At 59.3% G+C, this 23,942-nt stretch carries 24 protein-coding genes, 1 tRNA gene and 1 other RNA gene; 22 read left to right on the top strand and 4 right to left on the bottom strand.

The genetic code is table 11. The features are described from left to right. Window positions 1-122: 122 nt before the first annotated feature. From WKI89_RS12715 to WKI89_RS12665, 11 genes are all read left to right on the top strand, one after another. Window positions 123-329, top strand: coding sequence for a hypothetical protein (locus WKI89_RS12715; protein WP_337870170.1), 207 nt, complete (start codon window positions 123-125; stop codon window positions 327-329). 39 nt (window positions 330-368) lie between these two features. Next, window positions 369-455: transfer RNA gene (locus WKI89_RS12710), tRNA-Leu, on the top strand. 212 nt (window positions 456-667) lie between these two features. Continuing rightward, complete coding sequence (locus tag WKI89_RS12705) at window positions 668-1,594, top strand: threonine/serine dehydratase (RefSeq protein WP_337870168.1); 927 nt, start codon at window positions 668-670, stop codon at window positions 1,592-1,594. Between the two features lie 292 nt (window positions 1,595-1,886). Continuing rightward, window positions 1,887-2,324 (top strand): ribosome maturation factor RimP, encoded by a 438-nt coding sequence (gene rimP / locus WKI89_RS12700; RefSeq protein WP_337870206.1) that lies wholly within the window; start codon window positions 1,887-1,889, stop codon window positions 2,322-2,324. 73 nt (window positions 2,325-2,397) lie between these two features. Then, window positions 2,398-3,582 (top strand): transcription termination factor NusA, encoded by a 1,185-nt coding sequence (nusA, locus tag WKI89_RS12695; protein WP_337870166.1) that lies wholly within the window; start codon window positions 2,398-2,400, stop codon window positions 3,580-3,582. A gap of 65 nt (window positions 3,583-3,647) precedes the next feature. Beyond that, window positions 3,648-3,962, top strand: coding sequence for a YlxR family protein (locus WKI89_RS12690; protein WP_337870164.1), 315 nt, complete (start codon window positions 3,648-3,650; stop codon window positions 3,960-3,962). 36 nt (window positions 3,963-3,998) lie between these two features. Then, on the top strand, window positions 3,999-5,714 hold the full coding sequence (gene infB / locus WKI89_RS12685; RefSeq protein WP_337870163.1) for a translation initiation factor IF-2: 1,716 nt from the start codon (window positions 3,999-4,001) through the stop codon (window positions 5,712-5,714). A gap of 45 nt (window positions 5,715-5,759) precedes the next feature. Beyond that, window positions 5,760-6,497 carry a hypothetical protein gene (locus tag WKI89_RS12680; protein WP_337870161.1) on the top strand — a complete coding sequence of 246 codons (738 nt, stop codon included), beginning with the start codon at window positions 5,760-5,762 and terminating at the stop codon, window positions 6,495-6,497. Window positions 6,498-6,527: 30 nt separating this feature from the next. Next, on the top strand, window positions 6,528-6,848 hold the full coding sequence (locus WKI89_RS12675; RefSeq protein WP_337870159.1) for a hypothetical protein: 321 nt from the start codon (window positions 6,528-6,530) through the stop codon (window positions 6,846-6,848). Between the two features lie 128 nt (window positions 6,849-6,976). Continuing rightward, complete coding sequence (secD, locus tag WKI89_RS12670) at window positions 6,977-9,256, top strand: protein translocase subunit SecD (protein WP_337870157.1); 2,280 nt, start codon at window positions 6,977-6,979, stop codon at window positions 9,254-9,256. Window positions 9,257-9,414: 158 nt separating this feature from the next. Then, window positions 9,415-10,008, top strand: coding sequence for a protoglobin domain-containing protein (locus tag WKI89_RS12665; RefSeq protein WP_337870155.1), 594 nt, complete (start codon window positions 9,415-9,417; stop codon window positions 10,006-10,008). A 102-nt stretch (window positions 10,009-10,110) separates the two neighbouring features. On the opposite strand, the gene guaA is transcribed toward WKI89_RS12665, so the two are convergent. Then, a complete protein-coding gene (gene guaA / locus WKI89_RS12660; protein ID WP_337870153.1) occupies window positions 10,111-11,637 on the bottom strand; it encodes a glutamine-hydrolyzing GMP synthase in 1,527 nt (508 codons plus the stop codon). Window positions 11,638-12,035: 398 nt separating this feature from the next. Beyond that, window positions 12,036-13,181, bottom strand: coding sequence for a hypothetical protein (locus WKI89_RS12655; protein WP_337870151.1), 1,146 nt, complete (start codon window positions 13,179-13,181; stop codon window positions 12,036-12,038). A 533-nt stretch (window positions 13,182-13,714) separates the two neighbouring features. Here WKI89_RS12655 and WKI89_RS12650 point away from each other — a divergent pair. The 3 genes from WKI89_RS12650 to WKI89_RS12640 all read left to right on the top strand — a co-directional run bounded on the left by WKI89_RS12650 (window position 13,715) and on the right by WKI89_RS12640 (window position 15,784). After that, entirely contained in the window at window positions 13,715-14,080 is a 366-nt protein-coding gene (locus WKI89_RS12650; protein WP_337870150.1) for a hypothetical protein, read from the top strand. Between the two features lie 84 nt (window positions 14,081-14,164). Then, window positions 14,165-14,782, top strand: a complete 618-nt coding sequence (locus WKI89_RS12645) for a uracil-DNA glycosylase (RefSeq protein ID WP_337870149.1) — start codon at window positions 14,165-14,167, stop codon at window positions 14,780-14,782. Window positions 14,783-14,878: 96 nt separating this feature from the next. Next, window positions 14,879-15,784 (top strand): EamA family transporter, encoded by a 906-nt coding sequence (locus WKI89_RS12640; RefSeq protein WP_337870147.1) that lies wholly within the window; start codon window positions 14,879-14,881, stop codon window positions 15,782-15,784. A 215-nt stretch (window positions 15,785-15,999) separates the two neighbouring features. Here the strand turns inward: WKI89_RS12640 and purH are convergent, their stop codons facing one another. Next, window positions 16,000-17,505: a bifunctional phosphoribosylaminoimidazolecarboxamide formyltransferase/IMP cyclohydrolase gene (purH, locus tag WKI89_RS12635; RefSeq protein WP_337870145.1), complete on the bottom strand. Its 1,506-nt coding sequence runs from the start codon at window positions 17,503-17,505 to the stop codon at window positions 16,000-16,002. Window positions 17,506-17,632: 127 nt separating this feature from the next. Between purH and WKI89_RS12630 the strand changes: the two genes are divergently transcribed. The 4 genes from WKI89_RS12630 (at window position 17,633) to WKI89_RS12615 (ending at window position 19,708) form a co-directional block, all read left to right on the top strand. Next, window positions 17,633-18,028 (top strand): hypothetical protein, encoded by a 396-nt coding sequence (locus tag WKI89_RS12630; RefSeq protein ID WP_337870143.1) that lies wholly within the window; start codon window positions 17,633-17,635, stop codon window positions 18,026-18,028. Next, complete coding sequence (locus WKI89_RS12625) at window positions 18,021-18,584, top strand: NUDIX hydrolase (RefSeq protein WP_337870142.1); 564 nt, start codon at window positions 18,021-18,023, stop codon at window positions 18,582-18,584. Before WKI89_RS12630 ends, WKI89_RS12625 begins: the two co-directional genes overlap by 8 nt. 10 nt (window positions 18,585-18,594) lie before the next feature. Further along, an RNA gene (gene rnpB / locus WKI89_RS12620) (RNase P RNA component class A) lies at window positions 18,595-18,965 on the top strand. A 140-nt stretch (window positions 18,966-19,105) separates the two neighbouring features. Then, on the top strand, window positions 19,106-19,708 hold the full coding sequence (locus WKI89_RS12615; protein WP_337870140.1) for an HNH endonuclease signature motif containing protein: 603 nt from the start codon (window positions 19,106-19,108) through the stop codon (window positions 19,706-19,708). Here the strand turns inward: WKI89_RS12615 and WKI89_RS12610 are convergent. Then, window positions 19,689-20,537 carry a DMT family transporter gene (locus WKI89_RS12610; RefSeq protein ID WP_337870139.1) on the bottom strand — a complete coding sequence of 283 codons (849 nt, stop codon included), beginning with the start codon at window positions 20,535-20,537 and terminating at the stop codon, window positions 19,689-19,691. The two genes, WKI89_RS12615 and WKI89_RS12610, sit on opposite strands and share 20 nt — an antisense overlap. Before the next feature lie 358 nt (window positions 20,538-20,895). On the opposite strand from WKI89_RS12610, the gene mraZ reads away from it, so the two are divergent. From mraZ to WKI89_RS12590, 4 genes are read left to right on the top strand one after another with little or no spacing between them, the layout of a single operon-like run. Beyond that, window positions 20,896-21,330, top strand: a complete 435-nt coding sequence (gene mraZ / locus WKI89_RS12605; RefSeq protein ID WP_337870138.1) for a division/cell wall cluster transcriptional repressor MraZ — start codon at window positions 20,896-20,898, stop codon at window positions 21,328-21,330. A gap of 4 nt (window positions 21,331-21,334) precedes the next feature. Further along, on the top strand, window positions 21,335-22,246 hold the full coding sequence (gene rsmH, locus WKI89_RS12600) for a 16S rRNA (cytosine(1402)-N(4))-methyltransferase RsmH (RefSeq protein WP_337870136.1): 912 nt from the start codon (window positions 21,335-21,337) through the stop codon (window positions 22,244-22,246). Next, on the top strand, window positions 22,243-22,509 hold the full coding sequence (locus tag WKI89_RS12595) for a hypothetical protein (RefSeq protein WP_337870134.1): 267 nt from the start codon (window positions 22,243-22,245) through the stop codon (window positions 22,507-22,509). Before rsmH ends, WKI89_RS12595 begins: the two co-directional genes overlap by 4 nt. Continuing rightward, entirely contained in the window at window positions 22,506-23,927 is a 1,422-nt protein-coding gene (locus WKI89_RS12590; RefSeq protein ID WP_337870132.1) for a penicillin-binding protein 2, read from the top strand. The genes WKI89_RS12595 and WKI89_RS12590 overlap by 4 nt, the downstream gene beginning before the upstream one ends. Window positions 23,928-23,942 lie beyond the last annotated feature (15 nt).

Raw genomic sequence — 23,942 nt, 5'->3', positions numbered from 1 at the left:
CTCAGTGGAAAAGGTAGTCTACTGTACCTGCCCCAACCCAATCTTTAACTTATAGAGCAGCCAAGCTTATGAAATCCAACTCCATAGCCCAACAGTGGGAACGAACGAACTCGAGGCGCTTCATGCCGGATGCTCGGCGGCGGTTCGAGGTTTTGCAGTCTCGTCCATTTTTCGACTTCATGCTACTGGCCGACTCCGAATTCGGCACTTTACTAATGGAGGCCCGCCAGGCTTTGTGCGAAGAGATGGGGCTTCAGGCCATCCTGGCCTTGCGTAAGGGCGAGGTCTTGTACGAGGCCGCTGCGTGGCCCCTACCCGATGCCCCTTGACGAAGAGGCCTAAACTAGCTACTATTCTTTTTGCCCTGAGCCGGGATGGCGGAATTGGTAGACGCACATGATTCAGGGTCATGCGCCCGCAAGGGTGTGCAGGTTCAAGTCCTGTTCCCGGCACCAGCCAAACCCCCAGCATTGGGGGTTTTGTTTGTGCATCTAGCCCCCGCAGGCTACCTTCGAACCCCGCCAGCTTCAATACCCTGCTGGCTTATCTCATCCCCGTCAGATTTTCGGCTGCATAGAGCGGTTTTTCGGAAAGAGTCAACAGATACAATCAGAATCATGATCTACGTGCCCGACTTCCTCGAGACCCCCCGTGCGAGGATGTGTCCATGATTTCTCGACGCGATATCCTCGAGGCCGAGCAGCGCATCCGCCCGTACATCCGCTATACCCCAGTGATCGAGATGGAGCGGGGGGCTTTTGGGGTGCAGGGGCTGCTCACGCTCAAGCTCGAGTCCCTCCAGCACGCTGGTTCTTTCAAACCCAGAGGGGCCTTCAACCGCATCCTTTCCCACCAGATACCCTCTGCCGGGGTAATTGCGGCCTCGGGGGGCAACCATGGGGCCGCCGTGGCCTATGCCGCCCAAACCCTGGGTCTTCCTGCCGAGATTTTTGTCCCTACCGTCTCGACCCTGCCTAAAGTGGAGAAAATTCGCAGCTATGGCGCCCAACTTCACATCGGCGGGGCCAACTATGCCGAAGCGCTGGAATTGTGCCTGAAGCGCCAGCAGGAAACCGGCGCCCTGTGGGTTTCGGCCTACGAAAGCCCCGAAACCCTAGCTGGGCAGGGCACAGTCGGCAAGGAGTTCGATGAGCAAGCTGAGGGCTTAGACACCGTTCTGGTAGCGGTGGGCGGTGGCGGCCTGATTGGGGGCATCGCAACCTGGTTTCAGAACCAGGTGCAGGTGATTGCAGTGGAGCCCGAAAACTGCCCTTCGCTTTACCAATCGCAAAAAGCTGGGCAGCCCACAGACGTAAAGACGGGCGGTATCGCCGCAGACTCACTGGGTGCTAGGCGCGTGGGCGATTTGATGTTTGAAATTGCCCAGCAATACATCCCCCAGGTGCGGCTGGTCTCAGATGAAGCCATTCTGGAAGCGCAGCAAATACTGTGGAAGACCCTGCAACTGGTCGCAGAACCCGGCGGTGCTACAGCCCTGGCGGCCCTGATTTCCGGAGCCTACAAACCCAGCCGGGGCGAGCGCATCGGCGTGTTGGTGTGTGGTGGCAATGCTGACCTGAGCAAATTTGCCTGATCTTGGTCGAGGCCACGCTCAAGCGGCTGCCTATATGGTTACGAACCAAACCCAATGGTCATGGGGGCATTTATTAGAGCAAACACAAAAAATAGATGGTTCGAGATTCTGCTATCGCTGCCACACCCTCGAGCTTCGGATCTTCTGCGTATACCGTTTGGCATTCCATCTCACTTTACCCTCTCACCAAACGGTGATAAACTTTTATTTGGTTAGTTCTCCCAAGATTCCGAGGGGGGTGGGTTGCAAACCCACCCTTCTTTCTTGGGGAAGAGGAGGTGAACGAGTGGAAATGGACAAGCTGGTCGAAAGCGTTCTGACCCCACTCGGCTACGACGTGCTCGAGGCCAGCCTCAAGAGCGGTAAAAGCCCGGTGCTTTTGGTGCGCATTGAACGAAAGGACGAGGTGCCCATCTCGGTTGCCGACCTCGAGCGGGCCAACCGGGTACTCGGAGCCCATCTGGACAGGCTCGAGGCCGAGTTTCCCGAGCGCTACCTGTTGCAAGTGGAGTCGCCCGGGGCCGACCGTCCCCTGTTCACCGCCCGCCACTTCGAGCGCTTTGTGGGCCTCAAAGCCAAGGTGCGCAGCTCCGAGGGGAACTTTACCGGGCGGGTTGGGTTGGTCAAGGGCGACGAGGTGGAGTTTTTGCTCGAGACGGGCGAGCATCGCACCCTCAAGTTGGGAACCTTTAAGGCCAACCTAGCCGAGTGGCCGGATAGGCCAAGGTAAAAAGCGGTTGTAGGTCGCGAGGACGTGTTTTTGAACGGCGACCCGAGATATAGACACAAAGGAGGGACAATCCGTGAATAAAGATTTTGTAGACGCCCTTTCCCAGGTAGCTCACGAGCGCGGGGTTACCGCCGAGGAGTTGATTTCCAACTTCGAAGAAGCCCTGCGTTTGGCTTATCTACGGCAGAAGGGTTTTCGCCAGAAAGAAGTGGAAGAAGAGGGTAAAGGTCCCATTGTCGAGGTACACCTAGACCCCCAGGAGGGGAGCCTCGAGGTGCTGGAAATCAAGCGGGTGGTAGAAACCATCGAAGACCCCGATAAAGAAATTGAGCTTGCCACCGCGCAAAAGTACGACCCCGAGGTAGCCTTGGGCGAGGAGATGGAGTTTCCGGTAGACCCCGAGGAGTTTAGCCGCATCGCTGTGCAGATTGCCAAGCAGGTGCTTACCCAGCGCCTCAAGGAGGCCGAGCGCACCCGTGTGCACAACGAGTACAAAGACAAAGAGGGGGAAGTGGTCACGGGCAGCGTGGCCCGGGTGGACAATCGGGGGAATGTGTACGTCGAGCTGGGACGGGGCGAAGCCCTGATGCCGCAAAAAGAACAAATCCCCACCGAGCGCTACTACCCTGGACAGCGGGTCAAGGTCTACCTGAAGCAGGTGCAGCGCTCGGCCAAAGGCCCTAGCTTGGTGGTCTCCCGCGCCAATGAAGAACTGTTGCGGTATCTGCTGCGGCAAGAGGTGCCCGAGATTGCCGAAGGCATTGTGGAAGTCAAGGCGGTGGCCCGCGAGCCGGGTAGCCGCTCCAAAGTGGCCGTGATGAGCCACAACCCCAACGTAGATCCCATCGGGGCCTGCATCGGACATAAGGGCCAGCGCATCCAGGCGGTATCGGCAGAACTGGGCCGCGAGCGGGTGGATATTATCCAGTGGAGTCCCAACCCCAAAGAGTTTATCCGCAACGCTCTTTCACCCGCTACCGTAGGAGAAATCGCGACCGAGGCCGCTACCACCGAAGAGGGCAAAAACCGTGCCAAGGTCGTGGTTGCCAAGGATCAACACTCGCTGGCCATTGGCAAGGCTGGGCAAAACGTGCGCCTAGCCTCCAAGCTGACCAACTACGAGATTGATTTTGAGGAAGCCGAGGAAATTACCGACCTCGACGCTGCCATGCTCAAGGCTGCGGAGAAGGAAGAGGGTGTTAAGGTTTCGCAGGATGCCAAGAGCCGCTTCGAGAGCCTCTTCAAGGAAGATGAGTGAGGTCAAAAGTCGAAACTCTGCTTTTGACGCGCGAAAAGTGACCTGCGAGATGCGATGGAGACCAGATGTCAGCCGCTAAACACATCCCCATTCGACAGTGCATCGCCTGCCGTGAACGCAGGCCCAAGCGCGAATTGTTGCGGGTGGTTCTGACGGAGGCAGGCCCCGTTCTCGACCCTACCGGGCGTAAGCCCGGACGCGGGGCCTACGTGTGCCCCGACAAACCCGCGTGCTGGGAAGAGAAAAAGTTGCGCCGTTTTGCTGGAAGTAAAGCCGCAGAACTATCGCAGGCACTTCACACTGTACTGCAAGGTATCGCCAATCAACGCACCCAAGACAGAGCGCCTCAACAGAGAGGTCAGAACCATGACCTACCCTGAGTTCTGAGGCCTGCGATATAAAAACAGGAGGTTCGCATGGCAAAAATCAGAATCTATCAGCTCGCCAAAGAACTGAGTATGGCCAATGACGAGCTGCTCAAAATCCTCGACGAGATGGGCGTGGCCTACAAGTCCCATGCCAGTACCCTCGAGGAAGACACCGCTACTGCCGTCAAGGAACTCATCGGCGAGCAGAGGGTGGCCGAAGCTGCCAAAAAAGCCGAGGAAGCTCGCCAATCCATACCCCATCGCCCCCCGGTAGTGGTCATCATGGGCCACGTAGACCACGGTAAAACCAGCTTGCTGGACTACCTGCGCAAAAGCCGCATCGCCGAAAAAGAGGCTGGGGGCATCACCCAACATGTGGGGGCCTTCGAAGTAAAGACCAAGGGGGGCACCGTGGTTTTCATTGATACCCCCGGCCACGAGGCCTTCACCACCATCCGACAGCGCGGGGCCAAGGTAGCCGACATCGCCGTAATTGTGGTGGCCGCTTCCGAAGGCGTGATGCCGCAAACCAAGGAAGCCATCGCCCATGCCAAGGCTTCTGGGGCCAAGGTCATCTTTGCTGCCAACAAAATGGATTTGCCCAACGCCGACATCAACAAGGTCTACCAGGACTTAATGCAAATGGGCATCGTCTCGGTAGCCTATGGCGGTGATGCGGAGGTGCTGCCTATCTCGGCCAAAACCGGCCAGGGCATCGCGGACTTGCTCGAGACCATCTTGCTGACCGCCGAACTTGAAGACCTGCGGGCCGACCCCAAAGCCGAGGCCCAGGGGGTCATCCTGGAAGCACGGGTGGACAAGCAAGCGGGGGTTTTGGTCAGTCTGCTGGTGCAGCAAGGCACCCTCCACATCGGCGACTATGTGGTGGCGGGGGAGCACTGGGGCAAGATCAAGGCCATGTCCGACGCCGAGGGCACCCGGCGCAGCGAGGCCGGCCCGGGCAGCGCCGTGCAGGTCTTGGGGTTTTCAGACTTGCCGGTGGCGGGCGATACGTTCACCTGGGTTCCCGATCAGGTGGCCGCTAAAGAAATCACCGAGGAACGCATCGAAGAACGCAAGGCCAGCCAGGGGGTATCCGAGCTGGGCCGAGCCCGCAACCTGGCCGATCTCATGCGCAAGGTACAAGAAGCCGAGCAGAAAGAGATCAACCTGATCCTGCGCACCGACACCCAGGGTTCCCTGGAGGCCATCCAGAACATCTTGGCCAAGGAGTCCACCGAAGAAGTCAAGATCAATGTGCTGCTGGCCGGGGTAGGAGCTCCCAGCGAGTCGGATGTGCTGCTGGCTTCTACGGCCAATGGGGCCATCCTTTCCTTCAGTGTCAACCCCAGCGGCTCGGTCAAGAAAATGGCCGAGCAAAAGGGTGTGCCGTTGCAAACGTTCCGCATCATCTACGAGCTGATAGACGAGATTCGCAAGATGGTCAAGGGGCAGCGCGAGCCAGTGTATAAAGAAGAAATCCTAGGTACTGCCGAGGTGCGGGCGATCTTCAAGCTCTCGCGGGGGGTGATTGCAGGCTGTATGGTGACCTCGGGCAAGATTACCCGCAATGCCGACATGCGGGTGCTGCGCAAGGGTAAGGAGGTCTGGAAGGGCAAGATTGAGGGGCTCAAGCGCGTCAAGGAGGATGTGCGCGAGGTAGCCCAGGGTTTCGAGTGTGGAATTTTGCTCGAGGGCTTTACTGAGTTCCAGGAGGGCGACATCCTGGAAGCCAGCCAGCAGGTCGAGGTGGCAACGGATTAGGCTAAAGTGCTAACCTCGAGCCACTTTTCCGCTACCATGATGTAAATGACAAACCTCGCACGGTGGGTTTTCAATCTGTTGTTCACCCTAATTCCGGTGATTCTGCTGGGGGTGTTCTTTGTCAGCATATCGGTGTTTTTGCGCGACCTGAACGAGTACCGAAACCGGCAAACGCAGGCCGCCGAAGCCCGGCTCGAGGCCCTCCAGTTGCGGGCTATTGGCAATGTGAATGCCCAAACCTTGGAGCAAACCCGAAAAATCCTAACCCAGCGCCTGCAAAACATTGGCGTGCGGGGTTTTCGCATCGAGGTCCAGGACAGCCGTGTAACCGTGCGCCTGCCCGAGCTCGAGGCCGCCCAGCGCAACCGGGTCAATGCTTTGCTGACCCAGCGAGGCAACCTGGCCCTCCAGTTGGTCAAAACCAGTGCCAGCAACCGTTCCATCGGTCAGCTCCAACTGACCGACCTGGAACCACCCCTGCTCACCAACCGCGACCTGGACAGGGTTCAAGCAAGCCAGGGGGAGTCTGGGCGCCCGGCCCTAACCCTGCGCCTGAACCGGGAGGGGGCTGCCAAATTCGCCCGCCTCACTGCGGCCAATGTGGGCCGCCGGGTGGCTATTGTGGTGGACGGGCGTATCCTGATCGCTCCCACCATTCGCGGCCCCATCACCGGGGGTATGGTATCCATCCAGGGTTTCAGCTCGCAGCAGGTGGTTGAGCGCCTTGCCGACCTGCTGCAAACCGAACCTTTGCCCCTGCGGCTCGAGCTGGTCAAACCCTAGTGGACGTTATAGAGTGTGTAGGCTGCATTTATGAAGCACTGGCATCGCTGGTTCGCCCTCGCCACCCTGGCCCTGATGGCCCTGGGGCCGGGGCTACTCTGGTCAACCGGCAAGGCCAAAACTGGAGACGGCTTCACTCAGGGATGGAGCGCCGTTCCCCTTCCCCAGCAACTGGTAGAAGCCAAAAGCAAGCTCCAAACCGCAGGCTCCGGCCTGATTGCCGTAGCCCTTCGGCCAGTCGCCCGCAACCTCCAGCTTGCGATTCACTTACAAACCCTTGTACTCCAGGCTCCTATCTACCGTCATCGCCTTTATTTGATCTACTCCCGCCTGCAAACCGATGGAGCCTAGTCCGGCCCAATCGAAACTGGGGAGCACCGAGTCCACAATCCCTCACCACCGCTCTTCTCCCAATCTCCTCTTTTCGGTTCCAAGCCCAAGCCCTCTGGTTCACACGCTTCATTTTCGACAGGTAGCTTATGACCAACCGCCTCTGGACAGGTATTTTGCTCTTGCTGCTCCTTTTGGGAGCCATCGTAGGGCTTTTTCGACCCTGGGAAGCCCGTAACCCACAAAACCCCTTGTTGCCCGCCGACGGCCTGATTCGCCTGGGCCTCGACCTACAGGGTGGGCTGCGCATCACCCTCAAAGTGGTTAATCCCAACCCTGACCCGGCCGTGGCCAGAACCGAGCTGGACGTGGCCCGCACCGTGATCGAAAACCGGGTCAACGCCATCGGGGTGGCCGAGCCGCTGGTACAGGTGCAGGGCAACGACCGCATCATCGTGGAGCTGCCCGGACTCAAGCAAGACCAGCAGCAACGGGCCCTCAACCTGATTGGCCAGACCGCCAAACTCGAGTTCCGTATCGTCAACCAAGGCGCCACTGGCACTACCGTAGCGCAAATCAACGAGCAATTGCGGAATTCCGGCCTCAGCGGAGCCGCGCTGGCGGCTAGGCGGGCCGAGCTCGAGCAAAACCTCTACAAGCTTGAAGACCTGGGCCCGCCCCTGCTCACCGGGGCCGACCTGCGTACCGCCAACGCCTCCTTCGACCAGTTTGGCCGACCCCAGGTAGACATGGAGTTCACCCCCGAGGGAGCCAAAAAGTTTGAGGAGGCAACCCGGGCCAATGTCAACCGCCAGCTCGCAGTCGTGCTGGACGACAAGGTCTTTACCGCACCCAATATCCGCCAGGCCATCGCGGGTGGACGGGCGGTAATTGAGGGGTTATCGGGGGTACAGGAAGCCTCCGACATCGCCCTGGTGCTGCGCTCGGGTTCCTTGCCGGTAAAGCTCGAAGTAGCCGAGACCCGTGCGATTGGCCCCACCCTGGGCCAGGATGCCATCAATGCCGGTATTCAAGCGGGGATTATCGGCACTGTCCTGCTCTTTGTTTTGATTTTCGCCTACTACGGCTTCTGGATGGGGTTGGTGGCCGCACTGGGTCTGGTGTATACCTCCATCCTCCTGTTGGCCTCGATTTCCATGCTGGGCGCAACCCTGACGCTGCCGGGCATTGCCGGTCTGATTCTGACCCTGGGCGCTGCGGTAGACGGCAATGTGCTCTCCTTCGAGCGCATCAAGGAAGAGCTCAAGATGGGCAAGAAGTTCCGCCAGGCCATCCCCGGCGGTTTCTCCCACTCCATCATCACCATCCTGGACGTGAACATGTGCCACCTGCTTGCGGCGGCCGCCCTGTACCAGTACAGCACCGGGCCGGTACGGGGCTTCGCGGTGATGCTGGCCCTGGGGGTGGTGACCTCGGTTTTCTCCAACCTGGTATTTAGCCGCTGGCTTCTGGCAACCATCGGCGACCGCCGGGAGGTCAAGCCCCCGTACTGGCTGTGGGGCACCAAAATCAACTTCCTGGGTATTGCGCGCATCGTGACCGCCGCTTCGCTCAGCCTGGCGGTGGTTGCTGCAGGAATTGTGTTCTTCAAGGGCTTCAACTTTGGCATTGACTTCACCGGCGGTACAGCTTTCACCATCCGAGTTCCCGATAGCACCAGGGCCGATCAAATACGCAGCTTCCTTGATACCACTGGGGTTGCCGAAATACGGGGTGCCGAATCCGTGATCACCTCGTTATCCAGCGTTAGTGGAAATGAGTTCTCGGTACGGGTACGGCAGGTCAGTGAGGATCAGCGCATTGAGTTGGAAAAGAAGTTCCAGGAAGGCCTGCAAGCCACCATCCTCCAGTCCGAAACGGTAGGCCCGGCCATCGGGGCCGAGCTGCGTCGGAATACCATTTTTGCGGTGCTAGTGGGGCTGGCGCTCATTCTGATTTACGTGGCCTTCCGCTTCGACTGGGTGTTTGGGGTGGCCAGTGTGATTGCAGTTGGCCACGATGTGGCGATTGTGGCTGGCATGTACAGTCTGCTGGGGCTGGAATTCTCCATCCCCACGGTGGCCGTCTTGCTCACCATCGTGGGTTTCTCCATCAACGACTCGGTCATCATCTCCGACCGCATCCGTGAGAACCTCAAACTGATGCGCGGACGCAGTTACTACGACATTGTTAATGCCTCCATCAACCAAACCCTTTCGCGCACCGTGATGACCTCACTGTCTACCATGCTGCCCCTGCTGGCCCTGCTTTTCCTGGGAGGGCCGGTTCTGCGCGACTTTTCACTGGCGATTTTGGTGGGCTTTATCGTGGGAACCTACTCATCGATCTACGTGGTATCGGCCCTGGTGGTCTGGTACAAGACCCGCGAGCAACAACGCAAGAGCGCAACCAAAGCCCGTTCGGTCTAGTTCGGTGTAGGCACGCCCCCACCTGCCGGTGGGGGTTTTATTTTTTGCACTGGCAGCCGTTCCACGTACGTTTGATCGAGGTACTGCAATAAATGCCGAGCAAACCTTGGTTCCCAGCAGGGGCAAATTGCCCCGTTAAGCTGGGCTACCCTGGTTGCATGAACCCGTCGCTGCAGGGGTATTTTCAAGTTGCACGGACAATCTGGGAGGGGTTGCCGCCGGTCACGCGCTTTGGCACCCAGGACGCGCACATCCTAAAAACCTACCTACCACAGTTACAGCGCTGGGAAGACCCCATTATCAATGGCTTTTACGACACGCTGTTCAGTCACCCGGCTACCCGCTCGGTATTCCGTGAGGGAGAACGGGCGATGCGCGAGCAGGTTTTGCGGGTCTGGTATCGGCGCACCATTGCCGGGCCTTTCAACCTCGAGTACTTCGCCTGGCAGCTCTTGGTAGGCCAGATACACCAGAACCGAGGCATCTCCAAAGGCCAGGTGATGGTGATGTGGGGCTGGCTTACCGAACAAATCTGGCAACTTTCCCACATCACCCTGCCCCTGGACGAAGCCGACCAGCTAACCATGGCCTGGATGCGCCTCGCGAATTCGGTCAAGGCCATGGCCGCCGACGAGCGCCTCGAGGCCTATCTGCAAGAATTGGAAAAACAAACCGGCAGCAACCCACGCATTCTACAGTCGGCCGCAGTGAGCTGGCTCGAGGAGTTGGACAAGGGTTCCAAGCGTAGCTGAGTACCGCCAGCCCGACTCCTATTAGGTATACCGCACCCAGAGAGCAAGGCTTGCCCGAGGAGCTTCCGAGATTTGAAAAAATACTCTGCGTGGCACGGAGGGCTATTCCCACTCGATAGTGGCAGGGGGCTTGCTGGTGATGTCGTAGACCACCCGGCCAATCTCGGGCACCTGGCGGGTAATTTTGCGGGCCACTTCATCCAGAAAATCCAGCGGCAGCCGGGCCCAATCGGCGGTCATGAAATCCACTGTGGATACTGCCCGCAACCCCAGCACATAGCCGTAGCTCCGCTCGTCGCCGATCACCCCCACACTTTGCATGGGGGTCAGGATGGCCGCAGCCTGCGAAACCTGATCGTAGAGGTTCCAGTCACGCAGGCTCGAGATAAAGATATCGTCGGCCCGCCGTAGGATGTCCAGCTTTTGCGGCGTCACCTCGCCCAGAATGCGAATTGCGAGACCCGGCCCCGGAAAGGGGTGGCGCATGCGGATGGGCTCGGGCAAGCCCAGCAGCAGGGCCAGCTCGCGCACCTCATCCTTAAACAAATAGCGGAAAGGCTCCAGCAGTTCAAACTGCAGGTCGGGGGGCAGCCCCCCCACGTTGTGGTGGCTCTTGATGTTGGCGCTGCCCTCACCGCTGCCCGCCGACTCGATCACATCGGGGTAGAGGGTGCCCTGGGCCAGCCATCTGTAGCCCTGGGCCGATAGCCGCCGGGCCTCGAGCTCGAACACCCGGATAAACTCCCGACCCACAATCTTGCGTTTTTCTTCGGGGTCGGATACCCCCTGCAGGGCCGACAAAAACTGCTCCGCAGCATCCACCACCCGCAGGGCCTGGCCCAGTGGACGCAGGGCCTGCTCGACCTCCTGGCGTTCGCCCAGGCGCAACAAGCCATGATCAACAAATACCGCCGTCAGCTTGTCGCCAATGGCATGGGAGAGCAGCAGGGCCAGCGTGGACGAATCCACCCCACCCGATACCGCCAGCATCACCTTGTCGTCACCCACTTTGGCCCGAATCTCGGCGATCAGGTTTTCTAGGGTGTGCTGGGCTGTCCAGTCGCGGCTGACCCCTGAGAGAACCAGAAAATTCTCCAAGACCTGCATCCCTTTGGGACTGTGTACCACCTCGGGGTGGAACTGCACCCCAAAGGTACGACCGTCGGGAGCGGCAATGGCCGCCACCGGGTTTTCATCGGTCTTGGCAACCACCTGCCAGCCCTCCGGCAAGACCGTGACGGCATCGGAGTGTGACATCCACATCTGCAACTCGCCTTCTAGGCCGTCGAATAGCGGGCCGGTGTGAAAAGTCAGATGGGCCTTTCCGTACTCGCGCCGTCCGGCCCGCTCGACCTTGCCCCCGTAGTGCTGGGCCAGGTACTGCATTCCGTAGCAGATGCCCAAAACAGGCCAGCCCTGCTCGAGCACCCCTGGGGCAGGCCGAGGACTCGCAGGATCGAACACCGAGGCCGGCCCACCCGAGAGGATGAGCGCCTGTGGATTTTCGGCTTTGATACGCTCCAAACTTGCAGTTCCGGGCAGTATGACCGAATAAGCCCGTAACTCCCGGATACGGCGGGCAATCAGGCGGGTGTACTGCGAACCATAGTCGAGGATAACCACACTCATGCCAAGAGCATAAGGCCCAGGGTCATTCGCTCCAAGCCGGGGGTCGCTCATACCGTTTCCGCTTGAATCCTTCACCGCCGTGCGTAGTCAAAGGTGAAGGATTCAAGCCGACCGAAGGGAGTAAAAGTGCATTCCGACAGTATCGTTTAGACTTTCAAGGGTGAACGATACCGCCGGAATGCGTATCACATCCGCACAGGAGGCTGATTCCTAGCGCCTAAGCCCTTCTGCCGCGGCGTGACAATGGCTACTAAAAGTATCTAAGTGCTCCGGAAACTTAATTCCCGGGATGGATTTTGCTCCCCTAATATCTGGGAGTTGCTTTGAGCGCTTCATTTTGGGAACTTCACGGCATATCAATCTTTAACTTACCAAACCACTAAGAGTGTTTCCTGGGATTAACGGAGACTGATGGTGACGCCGCCAGGATTGGGCACCTCGATTAGCGATTCCACCGGTGCACGGCCCTGTACCCGTACCCGTATGCGATAGACGCCCGGCTGGTCGAAATCCACCTTACCTGGCACCTCAGCAATCTCGATGCCTAGCGGCATTTTTGAGCCTTCAGGAATCTCCAGCACCACGATGCTGGCCCTAGAGCCGGGCGGCTGAAGCCGAAATTCCACCGGATAGACGGTCGTTTCCACGGTAGCCTGGTTTCGCGAGCGCAACCAAAGACCAATCCCCCCGGCCAGCAACAACAGTGGAATAATCCACAACCACAGCAAAAGGCTGCGGCGGCTGGTGTGTGAGGGCTCGACCACCTCGAAAGGCGGCTCGAGGCGCTCCTCGATGCGGATTCGCCTCGGCGGCGTGGCGCTGGATGGGGGCGCGACCGGCTCGCTCACCTGTACCTTGAGGCTCTTACTGGTAGCCGGCTTGGTTGGATTGGGTTCTGGTGTTATTGGCTCAGTGGATGGCGGGGCAGCCGACCCTGTGGGAACAGCAGCCTCGAGCGTAGACGAGGCCGTCTCACCAGGCAATGAGTCCCCCGTCACCTCATCTTGGGCTCGCGCCCTGCGGGCCTCGAGCGTAGACGAGGCCGTCTCACCAGGCGATGAGTCCCCCGTCACCTCATCTTGGGCTCGCGCCCTGCGGGCCTCGAGCGTAGACGAGGCCTCTAATGGAGCTGTGGGCTTTTGATCGTTCCTCATGCCGGACTCGATATGCGCTTCCAGCGCAGCGAAGTCAAGCTGCCCAGTCACATAGTTTTCTAGGGCCTCCCTCCAGGGTACGGCTGGATAGGAATCCCCGGCAATCACCCGAACTGTGTTCAGCAAACCAGCAAAATCCCATTTTTGCTCGGGGCGTGCGACCCCCACTCCACCCAGCCATATCCGGCTTCCTCTAGCCCAAATCAGTTCAGGAATGATGTACCCAATGGGGATATCCCGTTCCTGGGCATGCTTGAGCACACCCAGTAGCTGTTTGACCCATTGCACCAGCCGGGCCATCTCTACCCGACCCGCCAACCAGGAGGCCTGCACCGCACCTACGGGAATCTCTGCGATCCAGACATCCTCTTCTCGATCGATCCACGACAACGTATTGGGTATAGGTGGTTTGGGTGGTTCTTCAGTCAAAGGTTTGAAGGCCAACACTTCGATGCCGGTGCGTATATCTTGCCCTTCATAAACCTCTGTCGCACTGCCCCCCGGCAGCGCAATGCGCCCCCGTAATAAGTAGTGCCCAAGGCTTTCCATAACCCGCAGTATAGAGTACGGCCTACCCTACTGGCGCATTATCTAAACCAGAGATTCGCGTCCTGTACAGTGTGGTCAGGTCTAGGGGAAAAATGTATGAGCTCAACAAATAGCGGACAATAGGGTTTGTATAAGCAACAACTGCCCAACCCACAAGCTCCTCTTTACATCTAGGGTTACAAGCCAAGGCTGAGCAGCCAGGAATTCGGCAGCACGAACCTATCCCCGGATACTCTTTGCAGAACGATATTACTTTATATCTAGACTGGATACGAAATACGTCGCGTTGACACCCTATTTTTGAGAATCCTATAATCGCATTGGCAAGATCAACCTTTATCCCCCGAAGGGGTTTTGCGTTGAAAGGAGCAAGGATGGAGTACAAGGTGACGCTCTCCACCGAAGAAATTGTGCGCGGCCTCAAACACTATCGCCGCATCGCCAAGCAGGATGTTCTTCGGGCACCGGAGACACCGAACCCCGATATCTTCCGCCAGCACGCCGAAGCCCGGCGTGAAATCTATGCCAAGCTGGCCGAGGTGGCCGAAGCCGAAGGACCCGATGCGGTAGTAGGTCAAGCCTTGGAACTGTATCAAGAATTGCCTTTTGTAACCGGGACTGCCGAAGATGCCCACCCCGAGATCAAGGGGCAAGAAAACGCGCTCGAGAACTTCTTCCTGATGATCGGCCTCGACCCCAAAGTTCGCCGGGAAGCCCGTAAGGCCCGCAAACCCGTCTAGCCAAGTAAAAAGAATAAGGTTCAGGGGATAGGGGAAAACCCTTCTCCCAAAGCCCCCTCTCCCTTGCTCTAGTCCCTACCTCCTATGAATCTCGAACTTCTCGCTGCCCAAGCCAAAACCTGCGTGGCCTGTGGTCTGTCGCAAAGCCGAACCCAGGTGGTATTCGGTGAAGGCAATCCAGATGCCAAATTGATGATTGTGGGCGAAGGCCCCGGCGAAGAGGAAGACTTGCAGGGGCGGCCCTTTGTGGGACGCAGTGGGCAATTACTCGATAAAATCCTCGAGGCCGCCGGAATCCCCCGCTCTAGCGTCTACATCGCCAACATCGTCAAGTGTCGCCCACCGCAGAACCGGGTTCCCGAGCCCCTGGAGGCCAAAACCTGCACCTCGCTATGGCTAAATAAGCAGATACTGCTTATCAAGCCACAGATCATCATTCCGCTGGGAGCCACGGCGCTCGAGTTCTTTGCTGGTGAAAAGCTATCCATCACCAAGGTGCGCGGCAAGTTCTTCGAGTGGCAGGGCATCCAAATCTTCCCGATGTTTCACCCTGCCTACCTCCTGCGAAATCCTTCGCGTGAAGTGGGCAGCCCCAAACACCTCACCTGGCAAGACATCCAACTGGTCAAGAAAACCCTTGACGAACTCGGCCCCAAGCAGGGCGTGGAAATCAAAACCATCAGTCAGGAAGCTCTGTTTTGAAAAAAAGTTCGCCCGACAACAAAAACGCTAAAAGCTGGGTGTGAACGGCATCTACTCTTCTGCCCAAGCCCCGATTCGCCAACCCGCATCCCCGACATGACCCTATCTCGAGCCGGCCTTTTTCACCTGGTCGTTGTATATCTGGTCTGGAGCAGTACCTATCTGGCCTTCAAGATAGGCATTAGCAACGGCTTTGAGCCCTTCTGGATGGGGGCCACGCGGTTTATTCCAGCAGCCCTGCTTTTACTGGGATTTGCGGTCTGGCAACGCTGGCGGGTGCGGCTAAGCTGGGCAGAGGCGGGGATGTTGGCCCTATCGGGGGTGGTGCTGTGGCTTGGCGGCAACGGCCTGATCCTGATTGCCACCCAGTATGTGCCCTCCGGCTATGTTGCCCTGATGATTTCCACTGCGCCAATCTGGGCTGCGATTCTGGAAGGCTTGCTGAACCGCAAGCGGCCCCCTGGCCTCTTAATAATAGGCCTGTTGATTGGTCTGTTGGGCATTCTGGCCCTGAATGTGCCCAAACTCAATGCGGGCTCTCCCACCAACCTACTGGCCTTCGCCCTGCTCTTCATCTCACCGCTCTTGTGGGCCAGCGGAACCATCTACACCCAGCGCAAAAGCCCCCAACTGCAAGCCGTAGTTATTTCGGGCTACCAGCAGCTTTTTGCCGGGCTAGGCTTTTTGCTGCTCTCCCCCTTGTTGGGTGAGGCATGGCATACCCCCACGCTGGCAGGCTGGGCCGCCAACCTTTACCTGATTGTCTTTGGCTCCCTGATTGCCTATACCTCCTACATCTTTGCAGTACGGCTGCTGCCTCTGAGCCTTGTGACCACCTATGCCTATGTCAATCCAGTTATCGCGCTGCTGCTGGGGTGGCTTTTCTTGCGCGAGCCCCTGGGAATCTGGACAGTGGCCGGTGCAGCGCTGGTGCTGCTGGGGGTCGGTCTGGTTTTCCGCAGCCGAATGAAATCTGTGGTGCAAACCACCCCACAACCCTGAAATATTAGTGCGTACTTTCACGATATTATGTTTGTGAATAAATTATGCGCACATGCAGCCGATAAGTTGCGCCATGGTAGATTGACCAAACCAGCGGAATCGTCAAGGCGTACCTAACGCAATTCCCCACTGATCTTTGGGGATCGGATCTCGCATTTCAACTATCGAGACACTAAAAGGTTCTGCAGTTGGTCGTCTAGGTCAGTTGATTGGCCTCAATGCTTGAAGTGGCGTGAGCCGGTAAAGATCATTGCCACTCCGAGTTCGTTGCAGGCTGCAATCACTTCTCCATCGCGCTTGGCTCCGCCAGGTTGCACAATGGCGGTAACGCCGGCCGCCGCGGCAGCCCGCACCACATCGTCGAAAGGGAAAAAGGCCTCAGAGGCTAAAACAGCCCCCCTGGCCTTTTCGCCTGCGTTCCACAGGGCACGCTCGGCAGCCCAGATGCGGCTCACCGCACCCGTGCCCAGGCCCACCGTGACTCCCTCCTTGGCCAACACCACATTGTTGGAACGGGTGTGCTTGCCCACATACCAGGCAAACTTGAGGTCGAGCAACTCTTGCGGTGTGGGAATGCGCTCGGTCACGTAGCTCAGATGCAGTTCTTCCCAACGCCGAAGGTCGCGATCCTGGGCTAGAAAGCCCCCCACCAGAGGGCGGAATTCGCGGCTATCGGCATCTTCGGGGGCCGCAACCAACACCCGCAGATCGGGTTTTTTGCTGCGGAACCAGTCGAGGGCTTCCGCGCTCACCTCCGGGGCAATCAACACCTCCAGAAAGGTTCCGCGCATCGCCACTGCGGTTTCCAGATCCACCGGGCGGTTCAGGGCCACCACCCCCCCAAACACCGAGAGCGTGTCGGCGTCGCGGGCACGCTCCCAGGCGGTTTTAGGGTCGTCGGCCAGCGCCACACCACAGGGGTTGGCGTGCTTGACCACCACACAAGCAGGCAGCTCGAGCTCGGTCACTAGGCTCCAGGCCGCATCGGCATCGGCGTAGTTGTTGAAGCCCATGGGCTTGCCGGCCAGCACCCGGGCGTGGAGCACCGGGCCTCTGTGGCCCTCGAGGGCATACAGAGCGGCTTCCTGGTGGGGGTTCTCCCCGTAGCGCAGCTCCACCGGCAGGCGCTCGAGGCTCAGGAGCTGGGTCTGGGGGAACTTCTCGAAAGCCAAAAAGTCGGCAATGGCCGCGTCATAGACCGCGGTGTGGGCAAAGGCTTTATACGCTAGCCTGCGGCGAAACTCGCTGCTAACGCCGGTACGCAAGGCTTGCAGCACCTCGGGGTAGTCGGCGGGGTCACACACCGGCAACACCGCCTCGTGGTTCTTGGCTGCAGCCCGCAGCATGGCCGGCCCTCCTATGTCAATGTTCTCGAGGCACTCTTCAAAGGAAGCCCCCCTGGCCAGCGTCTCTTGGAATGGATAGAGGTTGACGCACAGCAGATCGATACGGGTGATGTCCAGGGCCTGCAATTGGGCCTCGTGTTCAGGGCTCCGGGTCGCCAGCAGCCCCGCGTGGATGCGCGGGTGCAAGGTTTTGACCCGCCCATCCAGAATCTCGGGAAAACCCGTCACCTCGGACACGTAGGTCACGGCCAGCCCAGCCGCCTGGAGGGTTTTGTGGGTTCCCCCGGTAGAAACCAGCTCAAACCCCAGTGCTACCAAGCCCTTCGCAAACTCCACCAGGCCTGTCTTATTCGACACCGATAAAAGCGTACGCATACCTCAGAAATCATACCCTTGGCCCAGCCCCACTTCTCGAAACACAGGCTTCGTGTAGCCCTGCCGCTGGAGGGGTATTGGCATCTTTACAACGGTGTGGTTCGCCACAGCAGGCTAGACTATAAATATGGGTACGACGATCTATGAAGGGATTAAGAAGGAAATTGTCGAAGCCATGAAGCGCGGCGACGCCGCCAGCCGCGACTTTGCTCGAGTGGTCAAGGCCGAGTTGGATCGCAAAGGCGACGGCAGACCCCTGCCCGATGCCGATGCGGTCAAGATTCTCAAGGCTCTGCGGGTTACGGCAGAAGAGAATCAGAACACCTTTGAAATTGCCTTCCTGGACAAATACCTGCCGCAGGAGATGAGCGAGGCCGAGATCGAAGCTTGGGTAAAAGCCAATGTAGACTTCTCTTCGCTTAAGTCCCCCATGGCGGCTATCGGCCTCGCGACCAAGGCGCTTGGGCCGGTGGCGCCGGGGGATCGGGTGAAGAAGGTGGTGGAGCGAATCGTCAATGGATAAGCCTGCCAACCCTTGGACGAGGCTTAGGCTCGAGTCCGTCGCCCACAGCCCCTATCCCATCGTGCGGGAGCAGCTTCGCACCCACACTGGGCGCGAAGTGACCTACATGTATGTGCCCGGGCAGCACCAGTGGGTCTCGATATTGCCCATCACCCCCCAAGGACGGGTGCTGCTGGTATATCAGTACCGTCATGTGTGGGGAAGCTATTTCTTTGAACTCCCTGGAGGTTCTGCCAACCCCAGTGAAACCCCCGAACAAGGGGCTAGGCGTGAGTTGCGCGAGGAAGTAGGCGCCGAGGCTAGGGAGCTTTTTCCGATTCAGCCTTTCCGGCCCGTAGCGGGCATTGTAGCCGCTACCATTAATCCTTTTATTGCGCTGGACAGCCAAATTGTTTGTTCTGCAGAACCTGAGGACGGCGAACTGATCGAGGTGGTGGAGTTTTCCCTGGACGACGTGTACGGAATGCTGGATCGGGGGCTGCTCAACGAAGCCACCCATATCATCACCCTGCTGCGGGCCAAGCCCATCCTTACCAAAATGGGTTATCTGAGCTAAAATAGCTTTTTGGGAAGAGGGCGCAGCTGCTGGTGGCAACACCAGAGGAAAGTCCGGGCAGCACAGGGCATGATGCCAGCTAACGGCTGGGCGGGGTAACCCGACGGAATAGTGCAACAGAAAGCAGACGGCCTTCGCCCCAAAGCGAGCGGTCAAGGTGAAACGGTGCGGTAAGAGCGCACCAGTGCCTCTGGAAACAGGGGCAGCTAGGCAAACCCCATCTGCTGCAAGTCCCACGTCTCGCCAAGGCGAGGCGACACACCAGGGAGAACTGACCCGGTTCGCTACGACCTGTGGCAGGGACGCTCGAGGTGAGCGGCGACGCTCATCCCAGAGAGATGGCTGCGGAAACAGAACCCGGCTTACGCCTCTTCCCTAATTTTGAACAACCTTGAGCCATCCCTCGACCCCCAGGCCGCCCCTAGGCGTGGCACAGGTAGGGACGGAGGATCAACGGGCTACCCCACAACATTAAGAACGACGTTTTTTTGCTGCCTCCCAATCGCAGTACAATCCCACTCATGAACCGCCGCCTTATCGGCAAGGAGTTGCTGCGCCTGGGCGAAGAGCGCGGCCCGGGCGGGCGTAGGATTTGCCGCTATGTGCACTGCCACAACGAGGTGCCGCCGGGCCGCCGCACCTGGTGCAGCGACGAGTGCGTACATCAGTATCGCCTACAGGCCCACTGGAACTATGCCCGGCAGCACCTGCGCAAGCGTGAGAAGGGTGTTTGCCAGGTCTGCGGCACCGACACCCGTAAGCTCAAGCGCAGCCTGATGAAGCTGTGGAAGGCCGCAGTGCAGATCGGACAGGCCAACCGGACACATAAAAACCTCTACCGATTCGCCGAGTATAAAGCGCTGAGTGTGGCCTACGAGCAACTCACAGATGCGCTGTCCCAGCAGGATTTTCATGGCTTTTCCTTGAAACTGCCCAAGAGCTGGCGACCCCGCAAAGCCTGGACGAAGCCCACCGACTTATGGGAGGCCGACCACATCCGGCCTGTGGTGGAGGGCGGCACCCATGCGCCCGAGAATCTGCGTACGCTGTGCCAGCCCTGCCACAAGCAGATGACTAAAGCCCTGGTCTCCAAGCGCAAACAAACTAACGCCGCTGCAGGATAACCACCGAAAGCAAGATCAGGCTTCCACCTAGTAGTTGCGCAACATTCAGGTGTTCACCCAGAATCAGCACACCCATACCGATGGTAAAGAGGGGCTCCAGCATTGAGACAATCGAGGCCTGGGTGGCACGAATTCGGCGTAGACCCACAAAAATTAAAATCACCGGGAAGACCGTGGCAATGGTGCTGATGCCCAAGACCAGACCCCAGTCGGGCAGGCTGCTGGGAATTTTGAACTGACCATCCATCAAGGCCAGGGCGGTAAACGAGAGGGTCGCTCCGATAAACACATAGCCTGAGGTGGTTACTGGTTCGGTAACGCGGCTCACCCGTGCGCTCACCAGCAAATAGGTCGCGTACACGGCAGCCGAGGCCATAGCCAGCAACACCCCCGGAAGCCCCACCCGGCCCGAAAGATTGGTGGTGAGAGCAATGCCCAGCAAAGCCACCCCCATCGCCAGCAGCGCAGCCGGGGTGGGGCGCTCACGCTCGAGCAGCCAGGCCAGGAGCACCACAAACACCGGGTAGACATACATCAACAGCACCAGCACCCCCACCGGAAGGCGCTCGAGCGCCGCAAAGTAGAGGGTGGTCTGGGTGGCGTAGCCCAGCGCCCCCAACAAAAAAGGAACCCGGGCCTCGGAGACATCAAAACGGCACCCTCCACGCCACCACAGCCAGCCCCAAACCACAACCGCTGCCAGCAACATCCGCCAGGAGAGCAGATCCGAAGACGACCACCCCAGACTAAATGCGATTTTGCCAAAAATACCCAGGGTAGCAAAACCCAGGGCCGATAGCGCGACGAAGAGGATTCCGGCCCGATCCACGCCAGGAATCTACCAGTTGAAGCGGGCAGCTCCAAGTATTAAGACCCTGCCAAGCGGTTCCTACTCGAATCAACCCAGCAGAGCCAGCCGTGCAATTTCAGAAATTTTGCAAATGGCGTTTTCCACATCCCAGACAACATATACCTGCCCAAACCTGCCGGGCGGACTGGCAGTTCTGGTCTTGTGGGAATTCAGCCCGTTTGGTTCTCGAATGGTGGGAAAAAGTGGGGCTTGGGTGGGAGACAGTGGTAAAAAGTGGAGAAAACATGGTACATTACTGTGCAGAACAGTACCTCCGGTGGGAAACGCTCGTGGGGAAGCGAGCCATAAGAACCGAACCTGTGCAGGAGACGAAGAGATGCCCTTCGGTGAGCACCAGTATAGCCTCGATGACAAGGGAAGGGTTGTGATCCCACAGCCCTTCCGTCCCTTTATCGAGGATGGGGTGGTGATTACGAGGGGCCTCGAGGGTTGTCTGTACATGTACCCCCTGCTGGCCTGGAGCAACATCGAGCGCCAGTTGCAAAACGTACCCTTGATTGACCGACCGGCCCAGGAGCTGGTGCGCTTCTTGTATTCGGGAGCCCACAAGACCCAGATGGACAATGCCTCGAGGGTGACCATTCCCCCGCCCCTGCGCAAATTTGCCGGCCTCGAGGACACCAACGATGCCGTGGTGGTAGGAGCCCCCACCCGCCTGGAGCTTTGGAGCGAGCAGCGCTGGTGGGAGAGCATCACCAGGTTTGTGGAGAACCCCTCCACCCCCGAAGCCCTGCGGGGCCTGATTGGATGAGCTCATGTATGCCTCAATTTGTGCAGCCCAACCGCCCCACCCCCTTCAGCAAGGGGGTAGCCCGGTGAGCCATACCCCAGTGCTCTACCAGGAAGCCCTGGATTGGCTGGCCGTCCGGCCCGGTGGTGTTTACGTGGACGCCACGCTGGGGGGTGCAGGCCATACCAGGGGCATCCTCGAGCGGGGCGGACGGGTGATTGCGTTCGACCAAGACCCCCAGGCCATCGCACGGGCACGGGCGCTGGGCCTGCCCCACCTGACGCTGGTAGAAACCAACTTCAGCGAACTGCTGCCCCAGCTTGAAAAGCTCGGCATCACCCAGGTAGACGGCATCCTGGCCGATCTGGGGGTCTCCAGCTTCCATTTCGACGACCCCCAGCGCGGCTTCAGCTACCAGCACGAGGGCCCGCTGGATATGCGCATGGGCGCGGGCGACCTGACCGCCGCCGAGGTGGTGAATACCTTCGAGGAGGAAGCCATTGCCGACATCCTCTACAAATACGGCGAAGAACCCCGCGCGCGCCGCATCGCCCGCTTCATTGTGGAGAACCGCCCCTTCACCACCACCACCCAACTGGCCGAGGTTATCCGCCGGGCAACCGGTTTTCGGGAAGCCGGCCACCCGGCCCGCAAAAGCTTCCAGGCCCTGCGGATTTATGTCAACGACGAGTTGGGGGCGCTACGAGAACTGCTTCAGAGCGCCGAGCAAGCCCTAAAACCTGGGGGCAGGCTGGTCATGATTAGTTTCCATTCGCTCGAGGATCGCCTGGTCAAACACTTCCTGCGCGACTCCAGGCGGCTCGAGCCCCTCACCAAAAAACCCATTGTGCCCAGTGAAACCGAGCAGCGTCAAAACCCCAGGGCCCGCAGCGCGAAAATGCGGGTGGCCCAGAGGATCGAGGGAGGTGCCGTATGAAGACCGTATTGAGGTGGGCCACAGTGTATTTACTGTTGCTAACAGGCTTGACCGTTCTAGGGCATTACAACCAGCAGTTGAACGCCCAGTTGCAAGCGCTCTACGCCACCGAGGCCGACCGCAGCCGCAAGGAAACCCAGCTCCTGCTGGAGCAACATCGGCTGGTGGCACCGCTGGCCCTGCGGGAGTGGGCCGAGGCCAACGGTTACATCCCCATGAGTCTGGCCCGTTGGGAGACCGGGCAGCAAAGGAGCACCCCTTGAACCGCCTGGGCTCGAGCACCAACCAACCCGCGACCCTCCACCGCGGCTGGGTGGTGGTGCTGGCTTTCCTGGCTTTCGTGTTTGGGCTGGGCTACGGCCTCTATGTGCTGTGGCACAACGCACCCAGCCTGCTGTTGCGGCCGGCCGCGGCTGTGGTGGAACTGCCCCCGCTGCGCGGCAGGCTGGAAGCCTCGGACGGCACCCCGCTGGCTTTCAGTACCAACGACGAGGCCCGCCTGTATCCGCTGGGGCTCTCCGCCACCCAGCTCATCGGCTTTGGGGAGCGCAGCAGCGGCAAGGGGCTTTCGGGCCTCGAGCTCGACCTGGAGAAACTGCTCACACAGGGCCAGAGCCTCCGCCTGACCGTGGACCCCATGGTCCAGGCCATCGCCGAGCAGGCCCTTTGGAAGGGCCTCGAGGCCGCCAAGGCCGACTGGGGCACGGTGGTGGTAATGGAAAGCAAAACCGGGCGGCTCCTGGCGGTGGCCAATGGGCCGGCCTTCGACCCCACCGCACCGCGGCACAACACCCAGCACAACCCCTCCTGGCGCAACCACGCCTTCGCCTATGCCCTGGAACCGGGCTCAACCATCAAGCCTCTTACAGCCGCCGTGCTGCTCGAGGAAAACATGGTCAGGCTGGACACCAAGGTCTATGCCCCCATGAGCCGGCGCGTCGCCGGCTGGACCATCAACGATGTGGTCAAGCACCCCGAGACCCTGACCCTGAGCGAGGTGCTCAAATACTCCTCCAATGTGGGCATTACCACTTTAGCCGAGCGAATTCCGCGCCAGACGCTCTACAGCTTCTTCCAGAAGATGCACTTCATGGATCAAGAGCTGCTACCACCCCTTTCCTACCAGCCCCGTGTGGCCGTGCAGGTTGCGGCCCCCCAGGTTCGCCCCCTGAACCGCTGGGGGCCCGCGGAGTACGCCAACGCCACCTTCGGTCAGGGCTTTCTGATCACCCCGCTGCACCTGACAGCCGCCTACAACATCCTGGCGAACGATGGGGTCTATCGCCAGCCCATCTTGTTTGAAGGCAACACCTCGAAAAGCAGCCCGGTTTTCCGGCCCCAGGTGGCCCGCGACCTCCGCAAAGCCCTCTCCGAGGGCATCGCGGAAAATGCCAAGCTGCCCGGCTACGTCCTGGGCGGCAAGACCGGCACCGCCCAGGTGGTGGTGGATGGGCGCTACAGCAGCAGCGTGTATGCTGCCCTGTTTGCCGGGTTTATTCCGGCCAACACCCCCCGTGTAACCGTGGTGATCACTCTGTTTCACCCCAAGGGAGGGCGCATCCACGGTTCGCAGGTGGCTGCCCCCATCTACCGCGACGTCGCCGCCCGGCTCTTCGCGCTCTGGGGCATCCCACCCCAGTTGGAGAACTCATCTGCCAAGGGTAAACTGGTCAACCGATGAGTATTTTGTACAACT

This window comes from Meiothermus sp., assembly GCF_037443965.1.
Classification (GTDB): domain Bacteria; phylum Deinococcota; class Deinococci; order Deinococcales; family Thermaceae; genus Meiothermus.
Note: the sequence above shows the minus strand (reverse complement) of the source record. Positions and strands in the feature narration are given on the sequence as shown.